This window comes from Streptomyces sp. NPDC002076 (assembly GCF_053593835.1).
In genome coordinates this window covers 188,004-209,101 of record NZ_JBSFDI010000017.1, presented here as the reverse complement: position 1 = coordinate 209,101, position 21,098 = coordinate 188,004, and the positions used below count along the sequence as shown (strand labels likewise).

Sequence of the window (21,098 nt, the reverse complement as noted above, 5' to 3'; positions counted from 1 at the left end):
GCGGGAGGCGTGCGCACATGGGCATGAGCGTGACCATCTCGGTGGCGACCGAGCAGGACGCGGAGCAGATCTTCAGGCTCCAGTACCTGTGCTTCCAGAGCGAGGCGGCGCTGTACGGCAACTACCGCATCGACCCGCTCGTCCAAACCCTGGACTCCGTCCGCCAGGAGGTCGCCTCCGACTGCGTCTTCGTCGCCCGGCTCGGCGAGGAGGTGGTCGGCTCGGTGCGCGGCAAGGTCGGCGAGGACGGCGCGGCCGCCATCGGCAAGCTCTGCGTCCACCCCCGCCTGCAGGGTCACGGCATCGGCGCGCGACTGCTGCGCGCGGCCGAGGCGGCGCTCGTGGAGGAGCGCGGCGCCACCCGCTTCCGCCTCTTCACCGGCCACCGCAGCGAGGGCAACCTCCGCCTGTACCGCCGCGTGGGCTACGAGACGGTGGGCCGGTCCAAGGGCGCGGACGGGGTGGAGATGATCGTCCTGGAGAAACCGGCGGGGGCTTTCGTTCAAACGGCGTGAGCCGAGCGCCCCTGCTCCCGCGCCTTCCGCAGCCAGTACATCGCGGAGACCGGCAGCAGCACCGGGATGAAGATGTACCCCGCCCCGTAGTACGACCACACGGTCGCGTCCGGGAAGGCCGAGCGGTCGACCAGTGTCCACGTACCGACGATCAGCACGCCCGCGAGCTCGGCGGCGCAGCACACCAACGCCGCCCGCCGAGCGGTCTCCCCGCCCCGGATCAGCGTGTATGTGATGAACCCGTACACCACGCCCGCCACCGCCGACAGCGCGTAGGCGAGCGGCGCCCGGTCGAACTCCGTGGAGATCTGGTACGCCGACCGCGACACCGCCCCGACCACCATCACGCCGTAGAACCAGACGAGCAGCATGCCCGGCCCGCTGATCAACCGGGCCGGCTTCTCCTCCACCGCCGTCATCTCGGCCTCAGCCTCCCCAGATGTCATAGAGCCGCACCTCCAGCACAGCCAGCACCACACCGCCCGCGGCCACCGTCACCGAGCCCCACTTGGTCCGCTCGGCCAGCGACATGAACCCCGCCGCCGGAACACACGCGAACGCGCCCAGCAGGTACGCCACGAAGATCGTCGTACCCTGTTCCGGCTTCTCGCCCCGCGCCAACTGCACGATCCCGACCACCAGCTGGACCACGGCCAGCAGCGACACCACGGCCATGCCGATGAAGTGCCAGTCCTTGGTCGGCTGGTCCCGGTAGGCGGCCCAGCCGCACCAGGCGGCGAGCAACAGCGCGGCGACCCCGGTCACCAGCGTCAGGGCATTGAGCATGCGGTGACCTTATTACGGCCGAAACGGGCGCCGGCCCCCGACCCCGCCCATAGGCCACAGGGTCTAGACCACACCGTAGGGTCAAGGCATGACGATCCACGCGCACGCCCTCCTCTTCGACAACGACGGCACCCTCGTCTCCTCCCTCGACTCCGTCGAGCGCTGCTGGACCCGCTGGGCCAGGGAGTACGGGATCACCGCCGAGGAGTTCGGGCGCGTGGCCCTGCACGGGCGGCCCGCCGCCGAGATAGTCGCCGACCTGCTGCCCGCCCATCTGGTGCCGGAGGCCGTCGCCCGGGTCGAGCAGTTGGAGGTGGACGACGTACCCGATGGCGGTGTGCGGCTGCTGCCCGGCACGCGGGACCTCCTCGACTCGCTGCCCGCCGACCGCTGGGCCGTCGTCACCTCCGCCACCCGGCGGCTCGCCGAGGCCCGGCTGGACGCCGTCGGCATCCTGCCCAAGACGCTGATCGCCGCCGACGACATCACCCGTGGCAAGCCCGACCCCGAGCCCTACCTGCTCGCCGCCCGGCAGCTCGGCGTCGACCCCGCGCACTGCGTCGTCTTCGAGGACGCCCCGGCCGGGCTCCAGGCGGGTCGCGCCGCCGGAATGACCACCGTGGCGTTGGCCACAACCCACCGCGCGGAGGACCTCGACGCCGACCTCGTCGTGGCGGACCTGTCGGCCTTGTCGGCACTGGTCACCGACGGGGGTGTGGAGATCTCCGTCCGCCGCTGAGAGCCCGTTCCAGGCTGTCCACCCCTGTCCACTATCCGGACAGCGGCGACCGGTCAGGACCATACGTCTGCTTTACTGATCGCATGACCACGACGAGCTGCCGCATCCTTGCGACCGAGGCGACCATGACGCCCGGTGCTCGTTGTATGTGTCGCCTGATGTGTCGAATGTGCGCCTTCTAGAGGGCCCCCGCATCAGCTGAGCCTCGCGCCCCGAAGCGAGAGCCGTGGCATGTCCGTGCGCGCAGTCCGTACGAGACGCACATCCACTCCCCATGCCTGAACCGCATGCACCCGTGCCCGGGCACACCCACGCCCGCGCACTCGACAGTGACGGAAATCCTGTGATCACCACCTCGGGCCTGACCAAGGTCTACCGCTCCCGCGGCCGTGACGTCACCGCCCTCGACGGCGTCGATCTCCACGTCCGCGAAGGCGAGGTCTACGGCGTCATCGGCCAGTCCGGCGCCGGCAAGTCCTCCCTCATCCGCTGCGTCAACCTGCTGGAGCGCCCCACCTCCGGCACCGTGACCGTCGCCGGACAGGACCTCACCGCCCTCGCCGGCCGCGGCCCGCGCGCCGGCAAGGAGCTGCGCCGGGCGCGCAGCCGCATCGGCATGGTCTTCCAGCACTTCAACCTGCTCTCCTCGCGGACCGTGCAGGACAACGTCGAGCTGCCGCTGGAGATCCTCGGCACGTCCGGCAAGGAACGCTCCCGCAAGGCGCTGGAGCTGCTCGACCTGGTCGGCCTCGCCGACAAGGCCAGGGCCTACCCGGCCCAGCTCTCCGGCGGGCAGAAGCAGCGCGTCGGCATCGCCCGCGCCCTCGCCGGCGACCCCAAGGTGCTGCTCTCAGACGAGGCCACCAGCGCGCTCGACCCCGAGACCACCCGGTCCATCCTCCAGCTGCTGCGCGACCTGAACCGGCAGCTGGGCCTGACCGTTCTGCTCATCACCCACGAGATGGACGTCGTGAAGGCGGTCTGCGACTCCGCCGCCCTCATGGAGAAGGGCCGGATCGTGGAGTCCGGCACGGTCAGCGAGCTGCTGGCCACCCCCGGCTCCGAGCTGGCCGCCGCGCTGTTCCCGGTGAGCGGCGAGGGCACCGGTGCCGACCGGACCGTCCTCGACGTCACCTTCCACGGCGAGGCCGCCACCCAGCCGGTCATCTCCCAGCTCTCCCGCACCTACAACATCGACATCTCGATCCTCGGCGCCGCCATCGACACCGTCGGCGGCCTCCAGATCGGCCGCATGCGCATCGAACTGCCCGGCCGCTACGAGGACAACGTGGTGCCGATCGGGTTCCTGCGCGAACAGGGCCTGCAGATCGACGTGGTGGGCCAGGAGGCCCTGCTGGTGAAGGAAGGTGCCAAGTGACCTGGTCCGAGATGCAGCCGCTGCTGTCGCAGGCATGTAGCGAGACGTTCCGGATGGTGCTCTGGTCCACCCTGATCGCCGTCGCCGCCGGCCTCCCGCTCGGCATCCTCCTCGTCCTCACGGACCGGGGCGGCCTGCTGCAGAACGTCCTCGCCAACAAGGTGATCGGCCAGATCGTGAACATCGGCCGGTCGATGCCGTTCATCATCCTGATGGTCGCCCTGATGAGCTTCACCCGCTGGGTCACCGGGACGACGATCGGTACGACCGCCGCGATCGTGCCGCTCGCCATCGGCGGCATCCCCTTCTTCGCCCGGCTGGTCGAGACGGCTGTCCGCGAAGTGGACAACGGTCTCGTCGAGGCCGTGCAGTCCATGGGCGGCAACACCTGGACGATCGTCCGCAAGGTCCTCGTCCCCGAGGCCCTGCCCTCGCTGATCGCCAGCACCACCACCACGGTCATCGCGCTCATCGGCTACTCCGCCATGGCCGGCACGGTCGGTGGCGGCGGCCTCGGCGACCTCGCCGTCCGCTACGGCTACCAGCGCTTCGAGACCGAGCTGATGTGGATCACCGTCGCCATCCTCGCCGTCGTGATCTCCCTGATCCAGTTCGCCGGCGACCTCGCGGCCCGTTCCCTGCACAGCCGCGGCGGCCGCTCCGGCCCGGCGCCGAAGCTCCGCCTGCTCAAGGCGAAGGAGCCCGCCGCGGCCGACGTCAGCAAGGCCGCGTAAGCGCGGCGCTCTTGAGACTCCCCGTTCACCCATACACGGGGTCGCACCACCCTTAAGGAAAGGCACTTTTCGTGCGTAACACCGCCAAGCTCACCAGCGCCGTCCTCGCCGCCGGAGCCCTCACCTTCGGGCTGACCGCCTGCGGCTCCGGCAAGGACTCCGCCTCCTCCGACTACAGCGGCCCGCTGGTCGTCGCCGCGAGCCCGACCCCGCACGCCGAGATCCTGAACTTCGTCAAGAAGAACCTGGCGAAGAAGGCGGGCCTCGACCTGGAGGTCAAGGAGTTCACGGACTACATCACGCCGAACACGGCGACCGAGGACGGCTCGGTGGACGCCAACTACTTCCAGAACCAGCCGTACCTGGACGACTTCAACAGCAAGCGCGGCACCCACATCGTGCCCGTCGTCACGGTGCACCTGGAGCCGCTCGGCCTGTACTCCCACAAGGTCAAGAAGGCCGACGCGCTGAAGAGCGGTGCGACCATCGCCGTCCCGAACGACGCCGTCAACGAGGCCCGCGCCCTCAAGCTGCTCGCCGACAACGGGCTCATCACCCTCAAGTCCGGCGTCGGCAACGAGGCCACCCCGCAGGACATCACCAAGAACCCCAAGCACCTCCAGTTCAAGGAGGTCGAGGCGGCCCAGACCCCGCGCTCCCTGGATGACGTCGACGCGGCCGTGGTGAACGGCAACTACGCCATCTCCGCGGGTCTGAAGCCCGCCAAGGACGCCATCGTCCTGGAGTCCGCGAAGAACAACCCCTACGGCAACTTCCTCGCCGTGAAGAAGGGCAACGAGAAGGACCCGCGGGTCAAGAAGCTCGCCAAGCTCCTCGTCTCGCCCGAGGTCAAGAAGTTCATCGAGGACAAGTACCAGGGCTCGGTCATCCCGTCCTTCTGAGCCGACTCGCACAGCCACGGGGTCCACTCCCTCACCCGGGGTGGACCCCGTCGTGCGGTTCAGTGGTTTCATGCTGCATGCTGGGCAGTTCAGCAGGCCCTGAAGGTTTTTCAGAAGTTACGGAGCGGCGCATGACTGGCACCTTTCCCAACGTCTCCATCAGCACGGAGCGGTTGGTCCTGCGCCCCTTCGAGGAGTCGGACATCGAGGCCTTCGCCGAGATGATGAACGACGAACTGGTCACCACCTGGACCTCGGTTCCCCAGCCCTACACCGAGGCCGACGCCGGGGACTGGATCACCGCACAGGCTCCCGCCGAACGCGCCGAGGGCCGCGGCATCGTGTTCGCCGTCGACGAGTTCCTCACCCAGCGCCTGGTCGGGACCGTCCGTCTGAGCAACACCGACTGGCGGGTGCGCTCGGCGGAGATCGCCTACGTCATCGCGCCATGGGCCCGCGGCGAGGGCTACGCCTCCGAGGCCGCCCTGGCCACCGCGCAGTGGCTGTTCCACGACCAGAAGTTCGAACGTCTGGAGCTGCGCACCGCCGCCGACAACACCGCCTCCCAGCAGGTCGCCCAGAAGATCGGCTGCATCAGCGAGGGCGTCCTGCGGGGCGCCTGGATAGCGCGGAGCAGAACAGCGGACGGCACATGGACGGATGTCCGCACCGACGTCATCGTCTGGAGCCTGCTGCCGGAGGACCTGGCCGGGGCCGGCGAGCAGCTGGCCGACACGGGCGGTTTCGCGTCGTACTCCGACTGGAACTGAGCCCCTGAGCCTCACCAGGTACGCTCAGGGAGCCCGGCTACGGGCCCGCACCCCTGACGACCTGCGCAGACCTGGAGAGAAACGACGATGGCCGACCGGGTCACGGTGATCGGCTGGGACGGCTCGCCGCTGACCGACGCGGCACGCGCCGCCCTCGGCGCCGCCACGCTCGTGGCGGGCGCGGCCCACCACCTGGCGCTGCCCGAGGTCCCGCCCACCGCCGAACGTGTCCGCCTGGGCAGCGTCGCGCTCGCCGCCCGCCGGATCGCCGCCCACCGCGGCAGCGCCGTCGTGTTCGCCGACGGCGACCCCGGCTTCTTCGGCGTCGTCCGCACCCTGCGCGCCCCGGAGTTCGGCCTGGAGGTCGAGGTCGTCCCCGCCGTCTCCTCGGTGGCCGCCGCCTTCGCCCGCGCCGGCATGCCCTGGGACGACGCCCAGGTCGTCGTCGCCCACCCGCGCACCCTGCGCCGGGCCGTGAACGTCTGCCGCGCCCACACCAAGGTCGCCGTCCTCACCGCACCCGGCGCCGGACCCGCCGAACTCGGACTCCTGCTGGAGGGCGTCCACCGGACGTTCGTCATCTGCGAGGAACTGGGCACCGACCGCGAGCAGGTCACCGTCGTCACCTCCGACAAGGCCGCCGACCACGCCTGGCGCGACCCCAACGTCGTCATCGTCATCGGCGGCCCCGTGACGGCCGGTGGCAGCGGCGGCTGGATCGCCGGACGCGACCCGGGCGCCGGCCCGCGCGGCTGGGTGCAGCCCGACGCCTCGTACGGCGACGGAACCGGTGGCGGACTCGGCGAGGGCGAGACGGAGCTGCTGCGCGCCGCCCAACTCGCCCGCCTCGGGCCCCGGGTCGGCGACCTGGTCTGGGACATCGGCTGCGGCTCCGGCGCGTTCGCTGCCGAGGCCGCGCGCGCCGGAGCGGCCGTCATCGCCGTCGACCGGGACCTGGAAGCCTGCGCCCGGACCGAGGCGGCCGGGCGCCGGTACGGCGTCCAGCTCCAAGTGGTCCAGGGCACCGCCCCGCACGTCCTGGAGAACCTGCCCGAACCGGACGTCGTCCGGGTCGGCGGCGGGGGAGCGGCCGTCGTCACCGCGGTCGCCGACCGGCGCCCGCAGCGCATCGTCACGCACGCCGCGACCCGCGACGCGGCCGAACTCGTCGGCCGCGACCTGACCGAGCACGGATACCGGGTCGAGTGCGCGCTGCTGCAGTCGGTCGAACTCGACACCCGCACCTGGTCCGAGACCGAGCGGAACGTCGCGTTCCTGCTTTCCGGGATTCTTCCGGATCGCGCCCCGTGATCCTGTTGTCGTACTGCGCGCGGTAGGCTGGCCGATCGTTGTGCCACGCCGGGCGGCCCGGAAGTTCGTTCGTCAATGTCCGGAAAGCACGCCCGTTTTGGGGTGGGTGTGGTACTGCGGAACCGGAGGACGCGCAACGTGGCGCAGTCCACAGCGGGCTGTCGCGGATCATGCTGTCGCGACGGCAGAACGGCCGGGACAATGCCACTGAATGGCTTTGTCGCCTTTTCCGGAGGGTCGTTCGTGCCGCTGGGCACGGACGCTCGTTCTTCACTACGGGCGGTCGGTGCGCCGTTCCGGGTGAGCTGGTCGTAGGAGCACTAAACCGATGGGCGAGGGGTACGCATGACCGACACCGGCCAGGTCCCGGCCGAGGGGCAGCCGGAGAGCGCAGGCATGGTGGAGCAGCCGGGCGTCCCCGCGCACGGTGCGTACACCTACCTCTCCGAGGCACCCGCCGAGGACGAAGAGCTGCTGCTGCCGGGCGCTCAGGGCGCATGGGGCAACGAGGTGCCGCCACCCGCTCCGGAACCGGTCGTCGAGGCCGTCCACGAGCCGGGCCCGCACGAGACGGCCGGCCGCGACAGCGGCTCCGTCGACCTCAGCGGCGTCCGCCTGCCCAACCCGGCCCCGGTGTCCGTGCCGCCGTCACCGATCCTCGCGGCCCCGCAGGACCAGCCGGCCGCCCCGCAGCCGCCGCGCCGTCCGCTGCACCTCGGCCCGCCGATCCCCGACACCTCCGCCAGCCCGGTCCGCTCCCTCGCCGACCGCGGCCCGGCCGGAGCGCCGCTGCGGCAGCCCGGTCCGGCGGCGACCGGCCCCGAGTACCTCGACGCCCAGCCGCTGCGCGACATGGCGCCGCAGAGCGCGGCCCCCTGGGGCGCGGCGCCCGCTGTCCCCGAGGCGGTCGCGGTGGCCCAGGTCGGTGTGCAGACCCCGGCTGCCGAAACGGTTGACCCGGCCGCCGCCTCGGCGGACGCCGCCGCCCAGGCCGACCCGTCCGGCGCCGCCCAGGCCGCCGTCGCCCGGCTCGCCAACCAGGCGGCCGCACACGCGCCGGGCCCCGCACAGGTGGTCCACGGCCACGACGGCATGCAGCCGGTGCATGGCCACGACGGCGTGTACGCGGCTCCTGCGGGCGCGGTACCCGAAGGCGTTCAGCCGCCGGTCGCGGGGCACGGGCCCGAAGGCTCCGAGGGTGTGCAGACGCCTGTCCCCGGCGAGGGCACAGAGAACGGCCGGCAGCTCTCCGACGAGGCCGGTCAGGGCGTGACCGGTGCGCAGCCGGTGGACGCCACGGCCGCCGTGGAGGGTGGTCTCGACGCCGGTGCCGGCGCGCCCGTGGCCGAGGCACAGGCCGGCCTGGCTGTCGAGGCTGCCGTGGTGACGCCCGAGGCCGAGCAGGCCGACGTCGTGGGGGCCGACGCGGCCGTCGATCCGGCTGTGGCCGCCCTCGCGCCGGAGACGGCGCCGGGGCAGCCCGCCGATCCGGGTGCCGCTCATGCGGCCCAGGTTCAGGCCGTGCCGGACGAGCCCGTGCCCGGTCAGGTGCCGGAGGACGCTGGGGCAGCAGCCACCGGCGCCGAGCCGTCCGCGCCGGTGCAGTCCTCGGAGCAGGGCGACGGCGCGCCCGTCGCCGACTCCGGGCAGGCCGTCACGAACGCTCCGGAGACGGTCGCCGCACAGGGCGCCGCCGAGATCGCGGACTCCGTTCCCGCGCAGCAGGCACCGGGCGTGGCCGAGTTCGCCGAGGGCGTCCCCGCCCAGGGCGAGGCCGCCGCCCCGGCCCAGCCGGACCCGAGCAGCTCCGTCGCCGTGGAGCCGCAGCCCGGCGCGACGGAGGGCCGGCCCGCCGCCGCCCAGGACGCGCCCGCCGCCCAGCATGCGCCCGCCGCCGAAGCCGTACCGGCGCCCGAGCCGATGACCGTGGTCGAGCCCGGCACTCAGGCCCACGCTCCGGAGCCGGCGCAGGCAACGGCCGCCGCTGACGGCGCCGAGACGCCCGAGCCGCACCCCTACCCGGCCCAGGGTCCCCAGTTGGCCGGATCCGTCGCGGCCGCCACCGAGGCCGTCCCCGGCATGGCGCAGGCCGCCGCCGTGCCGCAGCCGCCGGTTCAGGCCCAGGCCGAGTCGGTCGCCCAGGACACGGTCCACCAGGTCGGCCAGGCCACTGTCGCCGAGACGGCCCCCACGAACGGGGTGGACGGGCCCGCCGCCCCGCAGACCCAGCTCGCCGAGGCCGCCGCCGATCCGGTCGCCGACGGCACCCCCGTACCGGCCGCCGCCGAGACCGGGGCCACCTCGGGCGACCCCGCCGGCGGTTCCGCCGCGCACCCCGAGCAGGCCGAGCCGCTCCCCTCAAACGTTCCGCTTCAGGCGCACCCGCAGCAGCCGCTCGGGCAGTTCGTGCAGGTCGAGGGCCAGGTGCCGACGACCCCGCACCTGGCGCCGACCCCGCCGCACCCCCTGGTCCTCCCCGCGGAGGACGCGCAGGAGCCGGTGGCCACGGTGCCGGCGCCCCGCGAGGCCGAGCCCGCACCCGCGGCGGCCCCCGATGTCGTACAGCACGCGGACGACCTGCGGACCAGAGCCGCCGACCAGGAAGACCGAGAAGAAGAGAGCACGGCCGCCGTGGCGGAAGCACCCCAGCCCACCGGCCCCGCCGCGCCCGGCTACGCCGACGCCGAGCGCGAGGCCGTCCTGAAGGTCATGCGCGAGCGCAGGGACATCCGCAACGGCTTCCGCAGCGACCCCATCCCGCACGAGGTGCTGCTGCGTGTTCTGGAGGCCGCCCACACGGCGCCCTCCGTGGGCCACTCGCAGCCCTGGGACTTCGTCGTCATCCGCTCCGCCGAGACCCGGCGGACGATGCACGAACTGGCGATGCGACAGCGCGAGGCCTACGCCAAGTCGCTGCCGAAGGGCCGGGCCAAGCAGTTCAAGGAACTGAAGATCGAGGCCATCCTCGACACCCCGGTCAACATCGTCGTCACCGCCGACCCCACCCGCGGCGGCCGGCACACCCTCGGCCGTCACACCCAGCCGCAGATGGCGCCCTACTCCTCGGCGCTCGCGGTGGAGAACCTCTGGCTCGCCGCCCGCGCCGAAGGCCTCGGCGTCGGCTGGGTCAGCTTCTTCGACGAGCGGGAGATGGTCCGCGCGCTCGGCCTGCCCGAGCACCTGGAGGTCGTCGCTTATCTGTGCGTCGGGTACGTCGACGAATTCCCGGACGAGCCCGAGCTGATGCAGGCCGGCTGGTCCAAGCGACGCCCCCTGTCCTGGGTGGTGCACGAGGAGACCTACGGCCGCCGCGCCCTGCCCGGAGAGGAACCCCACGACCTGCTTGCCGAGACCGTCGCACAGATCCGCCCGCTCGACGCCAAGGCCCTCGGCGAGGCCTGGGAGCGCCAGAAGCGCATGACCAAGCCGGCCGGCGCGCTCGGCATGCTGGAGATCATCTCCGCACAGCTGTCCGGGCTGTCCCGGCAGTGCCCGCCGCCGATCCCGGAGCCCGCCGCCGTCGCCATCTTCGCGGGCGACCACGGCGTGCACGCCCAGGGCGTCACCCCCTGGCCGCAGGAGGTCACCGCCCAGATGGTGGCCAACTTCCTGGGCGGGGGAGCGGTCTGCAACGCCTTCGCCAACCAGGTGGGCGCCGAGGTGTGCGTCGTGGACGTCGGTGTCGCCGCCGACCTGCCCGCAACCCCCGGCCTGCTGCCCCGCAAGATCCGCGGGGGTACGTCCGACATGACCACCGGCCCCGCGATGACCCGCGAGGAGGCCAAGGCGGCCATCGAGGTCGGCATCGAGACCGCCCGCGACCTGGTGGCGGCCGGCAACAAGGCGCTGCTCACCGGAGAGATGGGCATCGCCAACACGACCGCGTCCGCTGCGCTGATCTCGGTCTTCACCGGCGCCGACCCGGCCGAGGTCACCGGTCGCGGCACGGGCATCAACGACGAGACGCTGGCCCGCAAGACCGAGGTCGTCCGCCGCGCCCTGGACCTCCACCAGCCGGACCCGGCCGATCCGATCGGCGTCCTCGCCGCGATCGGCGGCTTCGAGCACGCGGCCTTGGTCGGCCTGCTCCTCGGCGGCGCCTCGCTGCGTACGCCGGTGATCCTGGACGGCGTCAGCGCCGGCGCCGCGGCCCTGGTCGCCCGCGCCATCGCACCCGAGGTCCTCGCGGCCTGCATCGCGGGCCACCGCAGCGCCGAGCCGGGCCACGTGGCGGCGTTGAACAAGCTCGGCCTGCGCCCCCTGGTCGACCTCGACCTCCGCCTGGGCGAGGGCACGGGCGCGCTGCTCGCGCTGCCGCTGGTGCAGAGCACGGCACGGGCGATGCACGAGGTGGCCACGTTCGATTCGGCGGGGGTCACCGAGAAGTAGCGGCCTGTGCAAGGGGTCCGGGACCGTGGTGCCGGGCCCCTTGCCGGCGTGCCGCGGTTGTGCCCGACCACGTTGCCCAGCCACCGGACACCTGAGCCGCCTTCAGCCCGGCCGACATAAAATCCGCACGTCAGCGCCACCGCCCAGCCACCGGAGGAGCCACCGCCATGGCCGAACACCCCGCCTACCCCGTAGGCCTCCGCCTCTCCGGCCGCCGCGTGGTCGTCCTCGGCGCCGGCACGGTGGTCCAGCGCCGCCTCCCCGCACTCATCGCGGCCGGCGCGGACATCGTCGTCGTGTCCCCCGAGGCGACCCCCTCCGTCGAGGCCATGGCGGACGCGGGCGAGCTCACCTGGATCAGGCGCCCGTACCAGGACGGCGACCTCGCCGACGCCTGGTACGCCCTCATCGCCACCAGCGACCCCGACACCAACACCGCCGCCTCCGCCGAGGCCGAGCGCCACCGCGTCTGGTGCGTGCGCTCGGACGACGCCGACCAGGCCACCGCCTGGACCCCGGCGACCGGTCACAGCGAGGGCGTCACCGTCGCCGTACTCACCACGGACGCACGCGGCCGCGACCCCCGCCACACCGCCGCCATCCGGGACGCGGTCGTCGAAGGCCTGCGCGACGGCACCCTCGTCGCACCCCATCACCGCACCCGCACCCCCGGCGTCGCCCTGGTCGGCGGCGGCCCCGGCGACCCGGACCTGATCACGGTCCGCGGCCGCCGGCTGCTCGCCGAGGCGGACGTCGTCATCGCCGACCGGCTCGGCCCGCGTGACCTGCTCGACGAACTCCCGCCGCACGTCGAGGTGATCGACGCGGCGAAGATCCCGTACGGCCGGTTCATGGCCCAGGAGGCCATCAACAACGCGCTCATCGAGCACGCCAAGCAGGGCAAGTCGGTCGTACGGCTCAAGGGCGGCGACCCGTTCGTCTTCGGCCGCGGCATGGAGGAGGTCCAGGCGCTCGCCGAGGCCGGCATCCCCTGCACCGTGGTCCCCGGCATCTCCAGCTCGATCTCCGTGCCGGGCGCGGCCGGCATCCCGGTCACCCACCGGGGCGTGGCGCACGAGTTCACGGTCGTCAGCGGCCATGTCGCCCCGGACGACGAGCGTTCGCTGGTCGACTGGCCGTCGCTGGCGAAGCTCACCGGCACGCTCGTGATCCTGATGGGCGTCGACAAGATCGGGAAGATCGCCGAGACGCTGGTCGCGCACGGCAAGTCCCCGGACACCCCGGTCGCGCTGGTGCAGGAGGGTACGACGGCCGCGCAGCGCCGCGTCGACGCGACCCTCGCCACGGTCGCCGAGACAGTACGGACCGAGGAAGTGAAGCCACCGGCGGTCATCGTCATCGGCGAGGTCGTGACGGTCGGCCCGGAGCCCGCCGCCTGATCATCTACCGCTTGATCACGCGTAACCCGGGGTAACCTACCCGTTCCCAGCCGTTGGCAGCACACCCAGGACAAGGCAGTATCACCCTGTGGCCGATCTCATCACCGTCGAGGATCCCGACGACCCGCGCCTGCGCGACTACACAGGCCTGACCGACGTCGAGCTGCGCCGCAAGCGCGAGCCCGCCGAGGGCCTGTTCATCGCCGAGGGCGAGAAAGTCATCCGCAGGGCCAAGGAAACGGGCTACGAGATGCGCTCCATGCTGCTCTCGGCCAAGTGGATCGACGTCATGCGCGACGTCATCGACGAACTCCCCGCCCCGGTCTACGCCGTGAGTCCCGAGCTCGCCGAGCAGGTCACCGGCTACCACGTGCACCGCGGCGCGCTCGCCTCCATGCAGCGCAAGCCGCTGCCCACGGCCGGCGAGCTCCTGCGCTCCGCCCGCCGGGTCGTGGTCATGGAATCGGTCAACGACCACACCAACATCGGCGCCATCTTCCGCTCGGCCGCCGCCCTCGGCATGGACGCGGTCCTGCTGTCGCCCGACTGCGCCGACCCGCTGTACCGCCGTAGCGTGAAGGTCTCCATGGGCGCGGTGTTCTCGGTGCCGTACGCCCGGCTGGAGACCTGGCCGAAGGGCCTGGAGTCGGTCCGCGAGGCCGGCTTCACGCTGCTCGCGCTCACTCCGGACGAGAAGGCCCGCAGCCTGGACGAGGCCGCCCCGCACCGGATGGACCGGGTGGCCCTGATGCTCGGCGCCGAGGGCGACGGACTGTCCACCCAGGCCCTGGTCGCCGCCGACGAATGGGTCCGCATCCCGATGTCCCACGGCGTCGACTCGCTCAACGTCGGCGCGGCCGCGGCGGTCGCCTTCTACGCGGTGACCACCGGCCGCCCGGAGGCCTGACCGCCCCGGTCGGCCGGTTACCTCTCGATGTCCTGGCTCGGCGTCGGCCCGTACCGGTCGGGCACCGGCCGGCCGGCGTCCGCCGGACGGCTCGGCTGTGCGTGCCGCTGACGCCGGCCGCCGTCGTCGCCGAGGCCGCGGGCCGGCCCCTGGCAGCCCTGCGCCACCGCGATGCCGAGCGCCACGAGCAACGTGACCACGACGAACACGAACAGCCGCTGGCGCAGCAGCCGGGGATTGGCGGGCCGCAGTTTGGTGCCCGTCGTACGCTGCGCCGGCCGCCCGGAACCACCCCGGGCAGCGGGACGGTTCGCGCCGCCCGAGCGTGCACCGGAGCCGCGCGGCGCCGGGGTCGAGCGCGCGGAGCCCGGCCGTGCCGTGGAACCCGTACCGTTGCCGCGCCGGCCGCTGCCGGTGCGCGAGGGCGCTGCGCCGCGCGACGGCGCGCCGCCCCGGGCGGGGGCACCACCGCGCGGCACCGGTGTGCCGGGGGCGGTGCGCCGCTGGGTGCGCTGCTGCTCGGGGTAGGTGTCGACGAGCCGCCCGGTGGGCCGGTCCGCCTCCGCGGCGCGCGGCGCCGGCGGCCGTACGTCGTTCATGCCCTGCGCCTCGCGGGCGGCGATCTCCTTGAGCCGCAGCGACAGTTGCAGCGTGCTGGGCCGGTCCTCGGGGTCCTTCGCCAGGCAGGCCCGCACCAGCGGGGCGAGCGCGTCCGGTACGCCGAGCAGCTGCGGTTCCTCGTGGACCACCCGGTACAGCATCACCTCGGAACTGCCGTGCCCGAAGGGCGAGTCGCCGGTGGAGGCGTACGCGAGGGTCGCCCCCAGGGAGAAGACGTCCGTCGCCGGGGTGACGGCCGCGCCGCGCACCTGCTCGGGCGCGAGGAAGCCGGGGGAGCCGACCGCCGTACCGACGTGGGTCAGCGTGGAGGCGCCGGTGGCCCAGGCGATGCCGAAGTCGATGATCCGCGGCCCCTTCGGGGACAGCAGGATGTTGGAGGGCTTGAGGTCCCGGTGGACGACACCGGCCTCGTGCACCGCGACCAGGCCCTCGGAGAGCGCCGCACCGACCGCCGCGGTGTCGGCCGCGCTCAGCGGGCCCTCGTCGGCGACCTTGTCGTGCAGGGAGGGCCCGGGTACGTACTGCGTGGCGAACCACGGCCGCTCGGCCTCCAGGTCCGCGGCGACCAGCCGGGCCGTGCAGCCGCCCCTGATCCGCCGGGCCGCCGAGACCTCACGGGCGAACCGCGACCGGAACTCCTGGTCCTCCGCCAGATCGGGCCGGATCACCTTCAGGGCGACCCGCTGCCCCTTCTTGTCGGAGCCGAGGTAGACCACGCCCATCCCGCCCGCGCCGAGCCGTCGGTGAAGCCTGAACGAGCCGACGACGCGCGGGTCCTCGCGCCTCAGGCGCATCATCGCCATGTTCATCCCCGCTGCCCGGTCCCTGTGACGTGGCACAGCTTACGTTTCCACGGCCGCCTGCGCGCAGAGGCCGCGCCCTCCGGGCCGGACGGATTGAGCCGACCGCCGGTACGACATGAAACGCGGTCAGGAAGCAGGCCCGCATGGGGTCCTTGAGCCGACGCCACCCCCAACCGATCCTGGACGTCGGGGTGTTGAGGTCGCGACATGACAGGCGGCGCGGGTTCCGGCAGCCGTCCGCCACCCACCGCGGAACGGCCGTGGACCCGGGCGCGGGACGGGCCACGCACCGGAGGCGACGCAGGTCCCGCACCCGCCCGAAGTGATCGAAGTCACTCCTTGTGTCCGTCGGATGCTTCGGAAATGACCGGACACAGTGGGCACCCCTTCCGGGAAGACCCCGAGACCCCGACCCGCGTCTCCACCCAGGGGAGTACGTCCCGAGTTGTGGCTCATCCTCGGGGAGGCCCGGCAATCGATACGAGGGCATGACGCCCGGCAGCCGCCCCGCGCCTAGATTTGAGGTCAAGCGGCGGGTGCAGCACTCGTCCCCCGAGGTCAGACACCCGCCGCTGCCGAGGACAACCGACACGGTCAGGAGAGGGACCATGGCCCACACGGCACCGCGACGCCCGGCGTTCGCACCGCGCCGGACGGGCCGCCGCCACCCCCTGGTGGCGACGCTCATGGCCCTTCCCCTGGCGGCCCTGCTCCTGCTCGTCTGCGACGGCTGGGAGACGGTGGCCACACAGGCGTCGTCCGTGGGTGCGATGCTGGGGCGCTGAGCGGCGACCCCAGGCCCGGAAGAGCGGTCCGGGCGGGGACATCCATCCAGGAAACCCCGTGGGGACGGGGGTGCGGCGGACGGCACAAATGCCGGCGCAGCTGGGGAGCTGCGCCGGCATGCGCCGTTTTCGGGCGGAGTGCGGTGCATCGCCCCTCTGGGGGAGGCGCCCCGCCGGCGCGGGCGAGCGCCCCCCCGGCCGGTGCCAGTACGCTCAGCCGCGCAGCCGACCCTTCCGAGGCACCGTTGACCGCAGACAGCCCCGCCCTCATACCCGCGCTCACCGCGAAGGCCAGAGCCGTAGCCCACCCGAACGGCACCGGCGACGCCCGCTGCGCCTGCGGCAGCGCCCCTCTCGCCGACCGCCACGACACCACCGTCGTACGGCATGCCCACACCGTCGCGAAGGCCCACGCCCCCGGTACGGACCCCGCCGAGCTGACTCGACGCCTCGCCGCGGCCGCCCGCCTCCGGGACGTCCTCCTGGCGCCGCTCACCCCGGTCCCCAGCCCCGTGCAGGATCGCCTGGTGACCTTCTGGCCGTACGGCGCTCCCGTGGACCCCGACGACCGGGACGCGGCGCCCTGGGAGGCCACCGCCGCCCTGCTCGCCCGCCTGCACCGCACGCCCCCGCCCGACGGCCTGCCACCGATGCGCGGCCCCGTCAAGGCCGCCCGTGCCGTCGCCCGGCTGCGCACGGCTCTGCGAGCCGAGCCCCACCCGGCGGCCGGCCCCGTCCTTGCCGCGTGGGCGGGGCTCCCCGCCTGGGCCCGCGCCGAGGCCCCGATGCCCGGCCCGTCCGCCCTCTGCCACGGCGACCTGCACCTCGGCCAGCTCGTCCGCCACCCGGCACCGGGCGGCCCCTGGCGTCTGATCGACGTCGACGACCTGGGCCACGGCCTCCCGGCCTGGGACCTCGGCCGCCCCGCCGCCTGGTACGCCTGCGGGCTCCTCCCGCCCGACGAGTGGACCCGTTTCCTCGGCACGTACCAGCGAGCCGGCGGCCCGGCCGTACCCGCCGCCGGCGACCCCTGGCCCGCCCTCGACGTCCCGGCCCGCGCGCTGACCGTGCAGACGGCCGCCCTCGCCGTCGCCAAGGCGCTCGCGGCCGGCCGCCCGCTGGACGAGGTGGAACGGGCAGTCGTCGACGCCTGTGCCCGAATGGCCCCGATTTCGCACCAGTTGGCGCCCGAAGTCGCGGACTAGGCTGCAACCGGCCAGGGCGGGACGGAGTCTGTCCTGGGGAAGCACGAAGCAGGACCGACCGGCGAGGAGTTGAGCCGACCATGCATTGTCCGAAGTGCCACGCGCCGATGCACACCTACAACCGCAGCGGCGTCCAGATCGAGCAGTGCAGCGGCTGCCGCGGCATCTTCCTCGACTACGGCGAGCTGGAGGCGCTGACCCAGCTGGAGGCCCAGTGGTCCAAGCCCGTCCCGCCCGCCCCGCAGGCGTACCCGGCGCCGCCCGCGCCCGCCTGGGGCGCCCCGCACGGCGGTCACCACGGCCACCATGGGCACCATGAACACCACGGTCATCACAAGAGCTGGGCGCACATGCTGTTCTCCAGCTGAGCGCGCGAAGAAGCCCCCGGTCGCGAGACCGGGGGCTTCCTGGTGTGTGGACGATACTGGGATTGAACCAGTGACCTCTTCCGTGTCAGGGAAGCGCTCTCCCGCTGAGCTAATCGTCCGCAGGCCGTGACCCGAGGGTCACAGACAGTGCGCGATACTGGGATTGAACCAGTGACCTCTTCCGTGTCAGGGAAGCGCTCTCCCGCTGAGCTAATCGCGCGGGCGAGGATCTTCGAGAAGACCCGTGGATCCTCCGAGAAGATCCAGTGGACGATACTGGGATTGAACCAGTGACCTCTTCCGTGTCAGGGAAGCGCTCTCCCGCTGAGCTAATCGTCCTTGGAGGTGGAGACGGGATTTGAACCCGTGTAGACGGCTTTGCAGGCCGTTGCCTCGCCTCTCGGCCACTCCACCAGGAGTGTAGGGGATCGGGACGACCCCTTCTTCCTTCGAGCGGACGACGAGGCTCGAACTCGCGACCTCAACCTTGGCAAGGTTGCGCTCTACCAACTGAGCTACGTCCGCTTGTCGTTTCGATCCGCTTGCGCGTCCCGGCGACGTGTTGAACTCTAGCGGATTCCCGGGCCAGTACAAAAACGCGTTTGCGCAGCGTGCTGCGCTGCCCCCGGCGCACCCCGTGGTCACAGCCGCCTCCGGGACATCCCGGGGCCACCTGTCGGACACCCGACCTAGACTCGACCACGTGCTGCACCACCCTTCCGGCCTCCCTCCCCTGGCCCGTTTCGGCGACCGCGTCGCCACCAGCCTCCTCGACGTGACCAGCGACCCCGCCGCCCTGGACTCCACCGGCTTCTGGGCCGTCTGCGCGGACTTCGAGGGGCGGCTGACCTGCGCCCGCTTCGCGGACGTACGCGCGGCGTCGGTGCCCGCCCCGGTGCCGGACGCCTGGCGGGGTCCGGCGGTGGAGGACTGGACCTCCAGCCTGGACCGGGCCGCGTACACGGCCGCCGTCCGCCGGATACGCGAGCACATCGCGGCCGGCGAGGTCTACCAGGCCAACCTCTGCCGGGTGCTGTCCGCGCCCGTCGCTCCGGACGCCGACGTGGACGCCCTGACCGCCCTGCTGGCCCGCGGCAACCCGGCGCCGTACGCCGGGACGATCCGGCTGCCGCAGCACGGCGTGGAGATCGCCACCGCCTCGCCCGAGCTGTTCCTGCGCCGGGTCGGGCGTGTCGTGGAGTCGGGGCCCATCAAGGGCACCGGACGCACGGAGGCGGACCTGCTGGAGAAGGACTACGCCGAGAACGTGATGATCGTGGACCTGGTCCGCAACGACATCGGGCGTGTCTGCGCGACCGGCAGCGTGACCGTCCCCGAGCTGTGCGCCGTGGAGAAGCACCCGGGCCTGGTCCACCTCGTCTCCACGGTCCGCGGCGAGCTGCGGGACGGGGCCGGCTGGCCGGACCTGCTGGCCGCCGCTTTCCCGCCCGGCTCGGTCACCGGCGCGCCCAAGTCGAGCGCCCTGCGGATCATCGAGGCCCTGGAGACGGCCCCGCGCGGGCCGTACTGCGGCGGCATCGGCTGGGTCGACGCCGACCGGGGCACCGGCGAGCTGGCCGTCGGCATCCGCACCTTCTGGATCGACCGCGCCGAGGGCGTGCTGCGCTTCGGCACCGGCGCCGGCATCACCTGGGGCTCGGACCCCGAGGGGGAGTGGCGGGAGACCGAACTGAAGGCATCCCGGCTGCTCACGGTAGCGTCGGGGACGTACGAGGCAAGTGGAGGGGTGTTGGCATGAGGATCTGGCTGGACGGCGGGCTGCGGGACCTGGAATCCGCGCGTGTCTCCGTCTTCGACCACGGGCTGACCGTCGGCGACGGCATCTTCGAGACGGTGAAGGCGGTCCACGGCAGGCCGTTCGCCCTCACCCGGCACCTGGACCGGCTGACCCGCTCGGCCCGGGGCCTCGGCCTGCCCGACCCCGACCACGACGAGGTCCGCGAGGCCTGCGCGGCGGTCCTGGAGGCGAACCCGATGCCGCTCGGGCGGCTCCGGATCACCTACACCGGCGGCCACGGCCCGCTCGGCTCCGACCGCGGCGAGCACGGCCCGACCCTCGTGGTCGCCCTCGGCGACACCACCCGCCGCCCGGACACCACCGCCGTGATCACCGTCCCCTGGACCCGCAACGAACGCGGCGCGCTCACCGGCCTGAAGACGACCTCGTACGCCGAGAACGTCGTCGCCCTGGCCCGTGCCCACGAACACGGCGCGTCCGAGGCGCTCTTCGGCAACACGGTCGGACAGCTGTGCGAGGGCACCGGGTCGAACGTCTTCGTCGTCCTCGACGGCGAGATCCACACCCCGCCGGTCGCCTCCGGCTGCCTCCCCGGCATCACCCGCGCGCTGACCGTCGAGTGGACCGGCGCCAAGGAGACCGACCTGCCGCTGGACGTCCTGCGGAGCGCCGACGAGGTCTTCCTCACCTCGACCCTGCGCGACGTCCAGGCCGTCCACCGGGTCGACGACCGCGAGCTGCCCGGCGCCCCGGGCCCGGTGACCGCCAAGGCCATGCGGATCTTCGACGAGCGGTCCGGGCAGGACCTGGACCCGTGAGCCGCGGGACGGGCCGACGGCGGCGCGGAAAAACGGGCTGACTCGGTGGTCGGCTGCGGGTAGAACACCAGGGATGACCACGACCCTGCGGCCGGTCGAGCCGCTGCAGCAGCACCCCGACGGCACCCGATCCCGCCGCTATCAGGTGTGCGTGAACAGCCGTCCCGTCGGCGAGATCCACCTCGGCACCTCGCCGTCGCTGGGCGCCTCGGTGGCCCGCGTGATCGACCTGCGGATCGCCGAGGCCGACCGGCGGCGCGGCCGGGGCACGGTGGCCGCGCTCGCCGCCGAGGAGGTCGCGCGCGGCTGGGGCTGCACGCAGATCGAGACCCTCGTCCCCGCCTCCGCCGCCATAGCCCTGCGCCTGTTCGGCGCCCTCGGCTACACCTTGCGCAACCGCGGCATGGAGAAGCGCCTCGGGGTCACCCCGCCCGAACTGCCGCCGGGCAGCAGCGCGCGGCCCATGACCGCGGCGGAGTACGAGGCGTGGCACGCGTACGAGAGCGAGCACTACGCCCGCATGTGGATCGAGCGCGGCGTCCCCGAGGCCACGGCCCGCGCCAAGGCCCGCCGCGACCACGAGACACTGCTGCCGCACGGTCTCGCGACCGACGGCATGATCTTCAGCGTCCTGGAGCACGAAGGGGCCCGGGTGGGCACGCTGTGGTTGGCCCTGCGGGACGACAAGGCGTTCGTGTTCGACGTCGAGACCGACGCGGCCCACCGCGGCCGGGGGCACGGCCGTACGCTCATGCTGCTGGCCGAGCGCCAGGCGATCGAGGCCGGCCGGCCGGTCCTCGGCCTCAATGTGTTCGCGGGCAACACCCCGGCCGAGCGGCTGTACGAGTCACTCGGCTACGAGACGACGACCCACGCCCTCTCCAAACCCCTGCTGTAGGGGCTCCCGC

At 73.0% G+C, this 21,098-nt stretch carries 19 protein-coding genes and 5 tRNA genes; 16 read left to right on the top strand and 8 right to left on the bottom strand.

Annotated features, from left to right (window positions below):
* Nucleotides 1-17: 17 nt before the first annotated feature.
* Nucleotides 18-515, top strand: coding sequence for a GNAT family N-acetyltransferase (locus tag ACWCQS_RS31680; RefSeq protein ID WP_451007632.1), 498 nt, complete (start codon nucleotides 18-20; stop codon nucleotides 513-515).
* Here ACWCQS_RS31680 and ACWCQS_RS31675 read toward each other — a convergent pair.
* Both ACWCQS_RS31675 and ACWCQS_RS31670 read right to left on the bottom strand, forming a co-directional pair.
* On the bottom strand, nucleotides 503-934 hold the full coding sequence (locus ACWCQS_RS31675; RefSeq protein WP_450983266.1) for a hypothetical protein: 432 nt from the start codon (nucleotides 932-934) through the stop codon (nucleotides 503-505). The genes ACWCQS_RS31680 and ACWCQS_RS31675 overlap by 13 nt on opposite strands.
* 7 nt (nucleotides 935-941) lie before the next feature.
* On the bottom strand, nucleotides 942-1,301 hold the full coding sequence (locus ACWCQS_RS31670; protein WP_351021782.1) for a hypothetical protein: 360 nt from the start codon (nucleotides 1,299-1,301) through the stop codon (nucleotides 942-944).
* An 88-nt stretch (nucleotides 1,302-1,389) separates the two neighbouring features.
* Here ACWCQS_RS31670 and ACWCQS_RS31665 point away from each other — a divergent pair, with 88 nt between their 5' ends.
* From ACWCQS_RS31665 to ACWCQS_RS31625, 9 genes are all read left to right on the top strand, one after another.
* Complete coding sequence (locus ACWCQS_RS31665; RefSeq protein ID WP_451007616.1) at nucleotides 1,390-2,040, top strand: HAD family hydrolase; 651 nt, start codon at nucleotides 1,390-1,392, stop codon at nucleotides 2,038-2,040.
* A gap of 343 nt (nucleotides 2,041-2,383) precedes the next feature.
* Nucleotides 2,384-3,418 carry a methionine ABC transporter ATP-binding protein gene (locus ACWCQS_RS31660; protein WP_451007631.1) on the top strand — a complete coding sequence of 345 codons (1,035 nt, stop codon included), beginning with the start codon at nucleotides 2,384-2,386 and terminating at the stop codon, nucleotides 3,416-3,418.
* A complete protein-coding gene (locus ACWCQS_RS31655) occupies nucleotides 3,415-4,152 on the top strand; it encodes a methionine ABC transporter permease (protein ID WP_451007615.1) in 738 nt (245 codons plus the stop codon). Before ACWCQS_RS31660 ends, ACWCQS_RS31655 begins: the two co-directional genes overlap by 4 nt.
* A 71-nt stretch (nucleotides 4,153-4,223) precedes the next feature.
* A complete protein-coding gene (locus tag ACWCQS_RS31650; protein ID WP_451007614.1) occupies nucleotides 4,224-5,054 on the top strand; it encodes a MetQ/NlpA family ABC transporter substrate-binding protein in 831 nt (276 codons plus the stop codon).
* A 131-nt stretch (nucleotides 5,055-5,185) separates the two neighbouring features.
* The gene (locus ACWCQS_RS31645; protein ID WP_451007613.1) at nucleotides 5,186-5,824 is read left to right on the top strand and encodes a GNAT family N-acetyltransferase; all 639 of its coding nucleotides are present in this window, start codon (nucleotides 5,186-5,188) and stop codon (nucleotides 5,822-5,824) included.
* Nucleotides 5,825-5,911: 87 nt separating this feature from the next.
* A complete protein-coding gene (gene cbiE, locus ACWCQS_RS31640; RefSeq protein ID WP_451007612.1) occupies nucleotides 5,912-7,135 on the top strand; it encodes a precorrin-6y C5,15-methyltransferase (decarboxylating) subunit CbiE in 1,224 nt (407 codons plus the stop codon).
* Nucleotides 7,136-7,480: 345 nt separating this feature from the next.
* Entirely contained in the window at nucleotides 7,481-11,524 is a 4,044-nt protein-coding gene (gene cobT / locus ACWCQS_RS31635; RefSeq protein ID WP_451007611.1) for a nicotinate-nucleotide--dimethylbenzimidazole phosphoribosyltransferase, read from the top strand.
* Between the two features lie 167 nt (nucleotides 11,525-11,691).
* On the top strand, nucleotides 11,692-12,924 hold the full coding sequence (gene cobA / locus ACWCQS_RS31630; RefSeq protein ID WP_451007610.1) for a uroporphyrinogen-III C-methyltransferase: 1,233 nt from the start codon (nucleotides 11,692-11,694) through the stop codon (nucleotides 12,922-12,924).
* An 88-nt stretch (nucleotides 12,925-13,012) separates the two neighbouring features.
* Nucleotides 13,013-13,831, top strand: a complete 819-nt coding sequence (locus tag ACWCQS_RS31625; protein ID WP_451007609.1) for a TrmH family RNA methyltransferase — start codon at nucleotides 13,013-13,015, stop codon at nucleotides 13,829-13,831.
* A 17-nt stretch (nucleotides 13,832-13,848) separates the two neighbouring features.
* Here the strand turns inward: ACWCQS_RS31625 and ACWCQS_RS31620 are convergent, their stop codons facing one another.
* Nucleotides 13,849-15,261 carry a protein kinase domain-containing protein gene (locus ACWCQS_RS31620; protein WP_451007608.1) on the bottom strand — a complete coding sequence of 471 codons (1,413 nt, stop codon included), beginning with the start codon at nucleotides 15,259-15,261 and terminating at the stop codon, nucleotides 13,849-13,851.
* 602 nt (nucleotides 15,262-15,863) lie between these two features.
* Between ACWCQS_RS31620 and ACWCQS_RS31615 the strand changes: the two genes are divergently transcribed.
* The 3 genes from ACWCQS_RS31615 to ACWCQS_RS31605 all read left to right on the top strand — a co-directional run bounded on the left by ACWCQS_RS31615 (nucleotide 15,864) and on the right by ACWCQS_RS31605 (nucleotide 17,613).
* Nucleotides 15,864-16,040, top strand: a complete 177-nt coding sequence (locus ACWCQS_RS31615; RefSeq protein ID WP_228618820.1) for a hypothetical protein — start codon at nucleotides 15,864-15,866, stop codon at nucleotides 16,038-16,040.
* Between the two features lie 245 nt (nucleotides 16,041-16,285).
* Complete coding sequence (locus tag ACWCQS_RS31610) at nucleotides 16,286-17,245, top strand: phosphotransferase family protein (RefSeq protein ID WP_451007607.1); 960 nt, start codon at nucleotides 16,286-16,288, stop codon at nucleotides 17,243-17,245.
* Nucleotides 17,246-17,325: 80 nt separating this feature from the next.
* Nucleotides 17,326-17,613 (top strand): TFIIB-type zinc ribbon-containing protein, encoded by a 288-nt coding sequence (locus ACWCQS_RS31605; RefSeq protein WP_388626234.1) that lies wholly within the window; start codon nucleotides 17,326-17,328, stop codon nucleotides 17,611-17,613.
* Nucleotides 17,614-17,660: 47 nt separating this feature from the next.
* Here ACWCQS_RS31605 and ACWCQS_RS31600 read toward each other — a convergent pair.
* The 5 genes from ACWCQS_RS31600 to ACWCQS_RS31580 all read right to left on the bottom strand — a co-directional run bounded on the left by ACWCQS_RS31600 (nucleotide 17,661) and on the right by ACWCQS_RS31580 (nucleotide 18,138).
* A tRNA-Val gene (locus tag ACWCQS_RS31600) sits at nucleotides 17,661-17,732 on the bottom strand.
* 29 nt (nucleotides 17,733-17,761) lie between these two features.
* Nucleotides 17,762-17,833 (bottom strand) — tRNA-Val (locus tag ACWCQS_RS31595).
* Nucleotides 17,834-17,880: 47 nt separating this feature from the next.
* Nucleotides 17,881-17,952: transfer RNA gene (locus ACWCQS_RS31590), tRNA-Val, on the bottom strand.
* A 1-nt stretch (nucleotide 17,953) separates the two neighbouring features.
* Nucleotides 17,954-18,027, bottom strand: a tRNA-Cys gene (locus ACWCQS_RS31585).
* A 38-nt stretch (nucleotides 18,028-18,065) separates the two neighbouring features.
* Nucleotides 18,066-18,138, bottom strand: a tRNA-Gly gene (locus tag ACWCQS_RS31580).
* A 178-nt stretch (nucleotides 18,139-18,316) separates the two neighbouring features.
* Here ACWCQS_RS31580 and ACWCQS_RS31575 point away from each other — a divergent pair.
* From ACWCQS_RS31575 to ACWCQS_RS31565, 3 genes are all read left to right on the top strand, one after another.
* The gene (locus ACWCQS_RS31575; RefSeq protein WP_451007606.1) at nucleotides 18,317-19,372 is read left to right on the top strand and encodes a chorismate-binding protein; all 1,056 of its coding nucleotides are present in this window, start codon (nucleotides 18,317-18,319) and stop codon (nucleotides 19,370-19,372) included.
* Nucleotides 19,369-20,190 carry an aminotransferase class IV gene (locus ACWCQS_RS31570; protein WP_451007605.1) on the top strand — a complete coding sequence of 274 codons (822 nt, stop codon included), beginning with the start codon at nucleotides 19,369-19,371 and terminating at the stop codon, nucleotides 20,188-20,190. Before ACWCQS_RS31575 ends, ACWCQS_RS31570 begins: the two co-directional genes overlap by 4 nt.
* 73 nt (nucleotides 20,191-20,263) lie before the next feature.
* Nucleotides 20,264-21,088, top strand: coding sequence for a GNAT family N-acetyltransferase (locus ACWCQS_RS31565; protein ID WP_451007604.1), 825 nt, complete (start codon nucleotides 20,264-20,266; stop codon nucleotides 21,086-21,088).
* The last annotated feature ends 10 nt before the right edge of the window (nucleotides 21,089-21,098 follow it).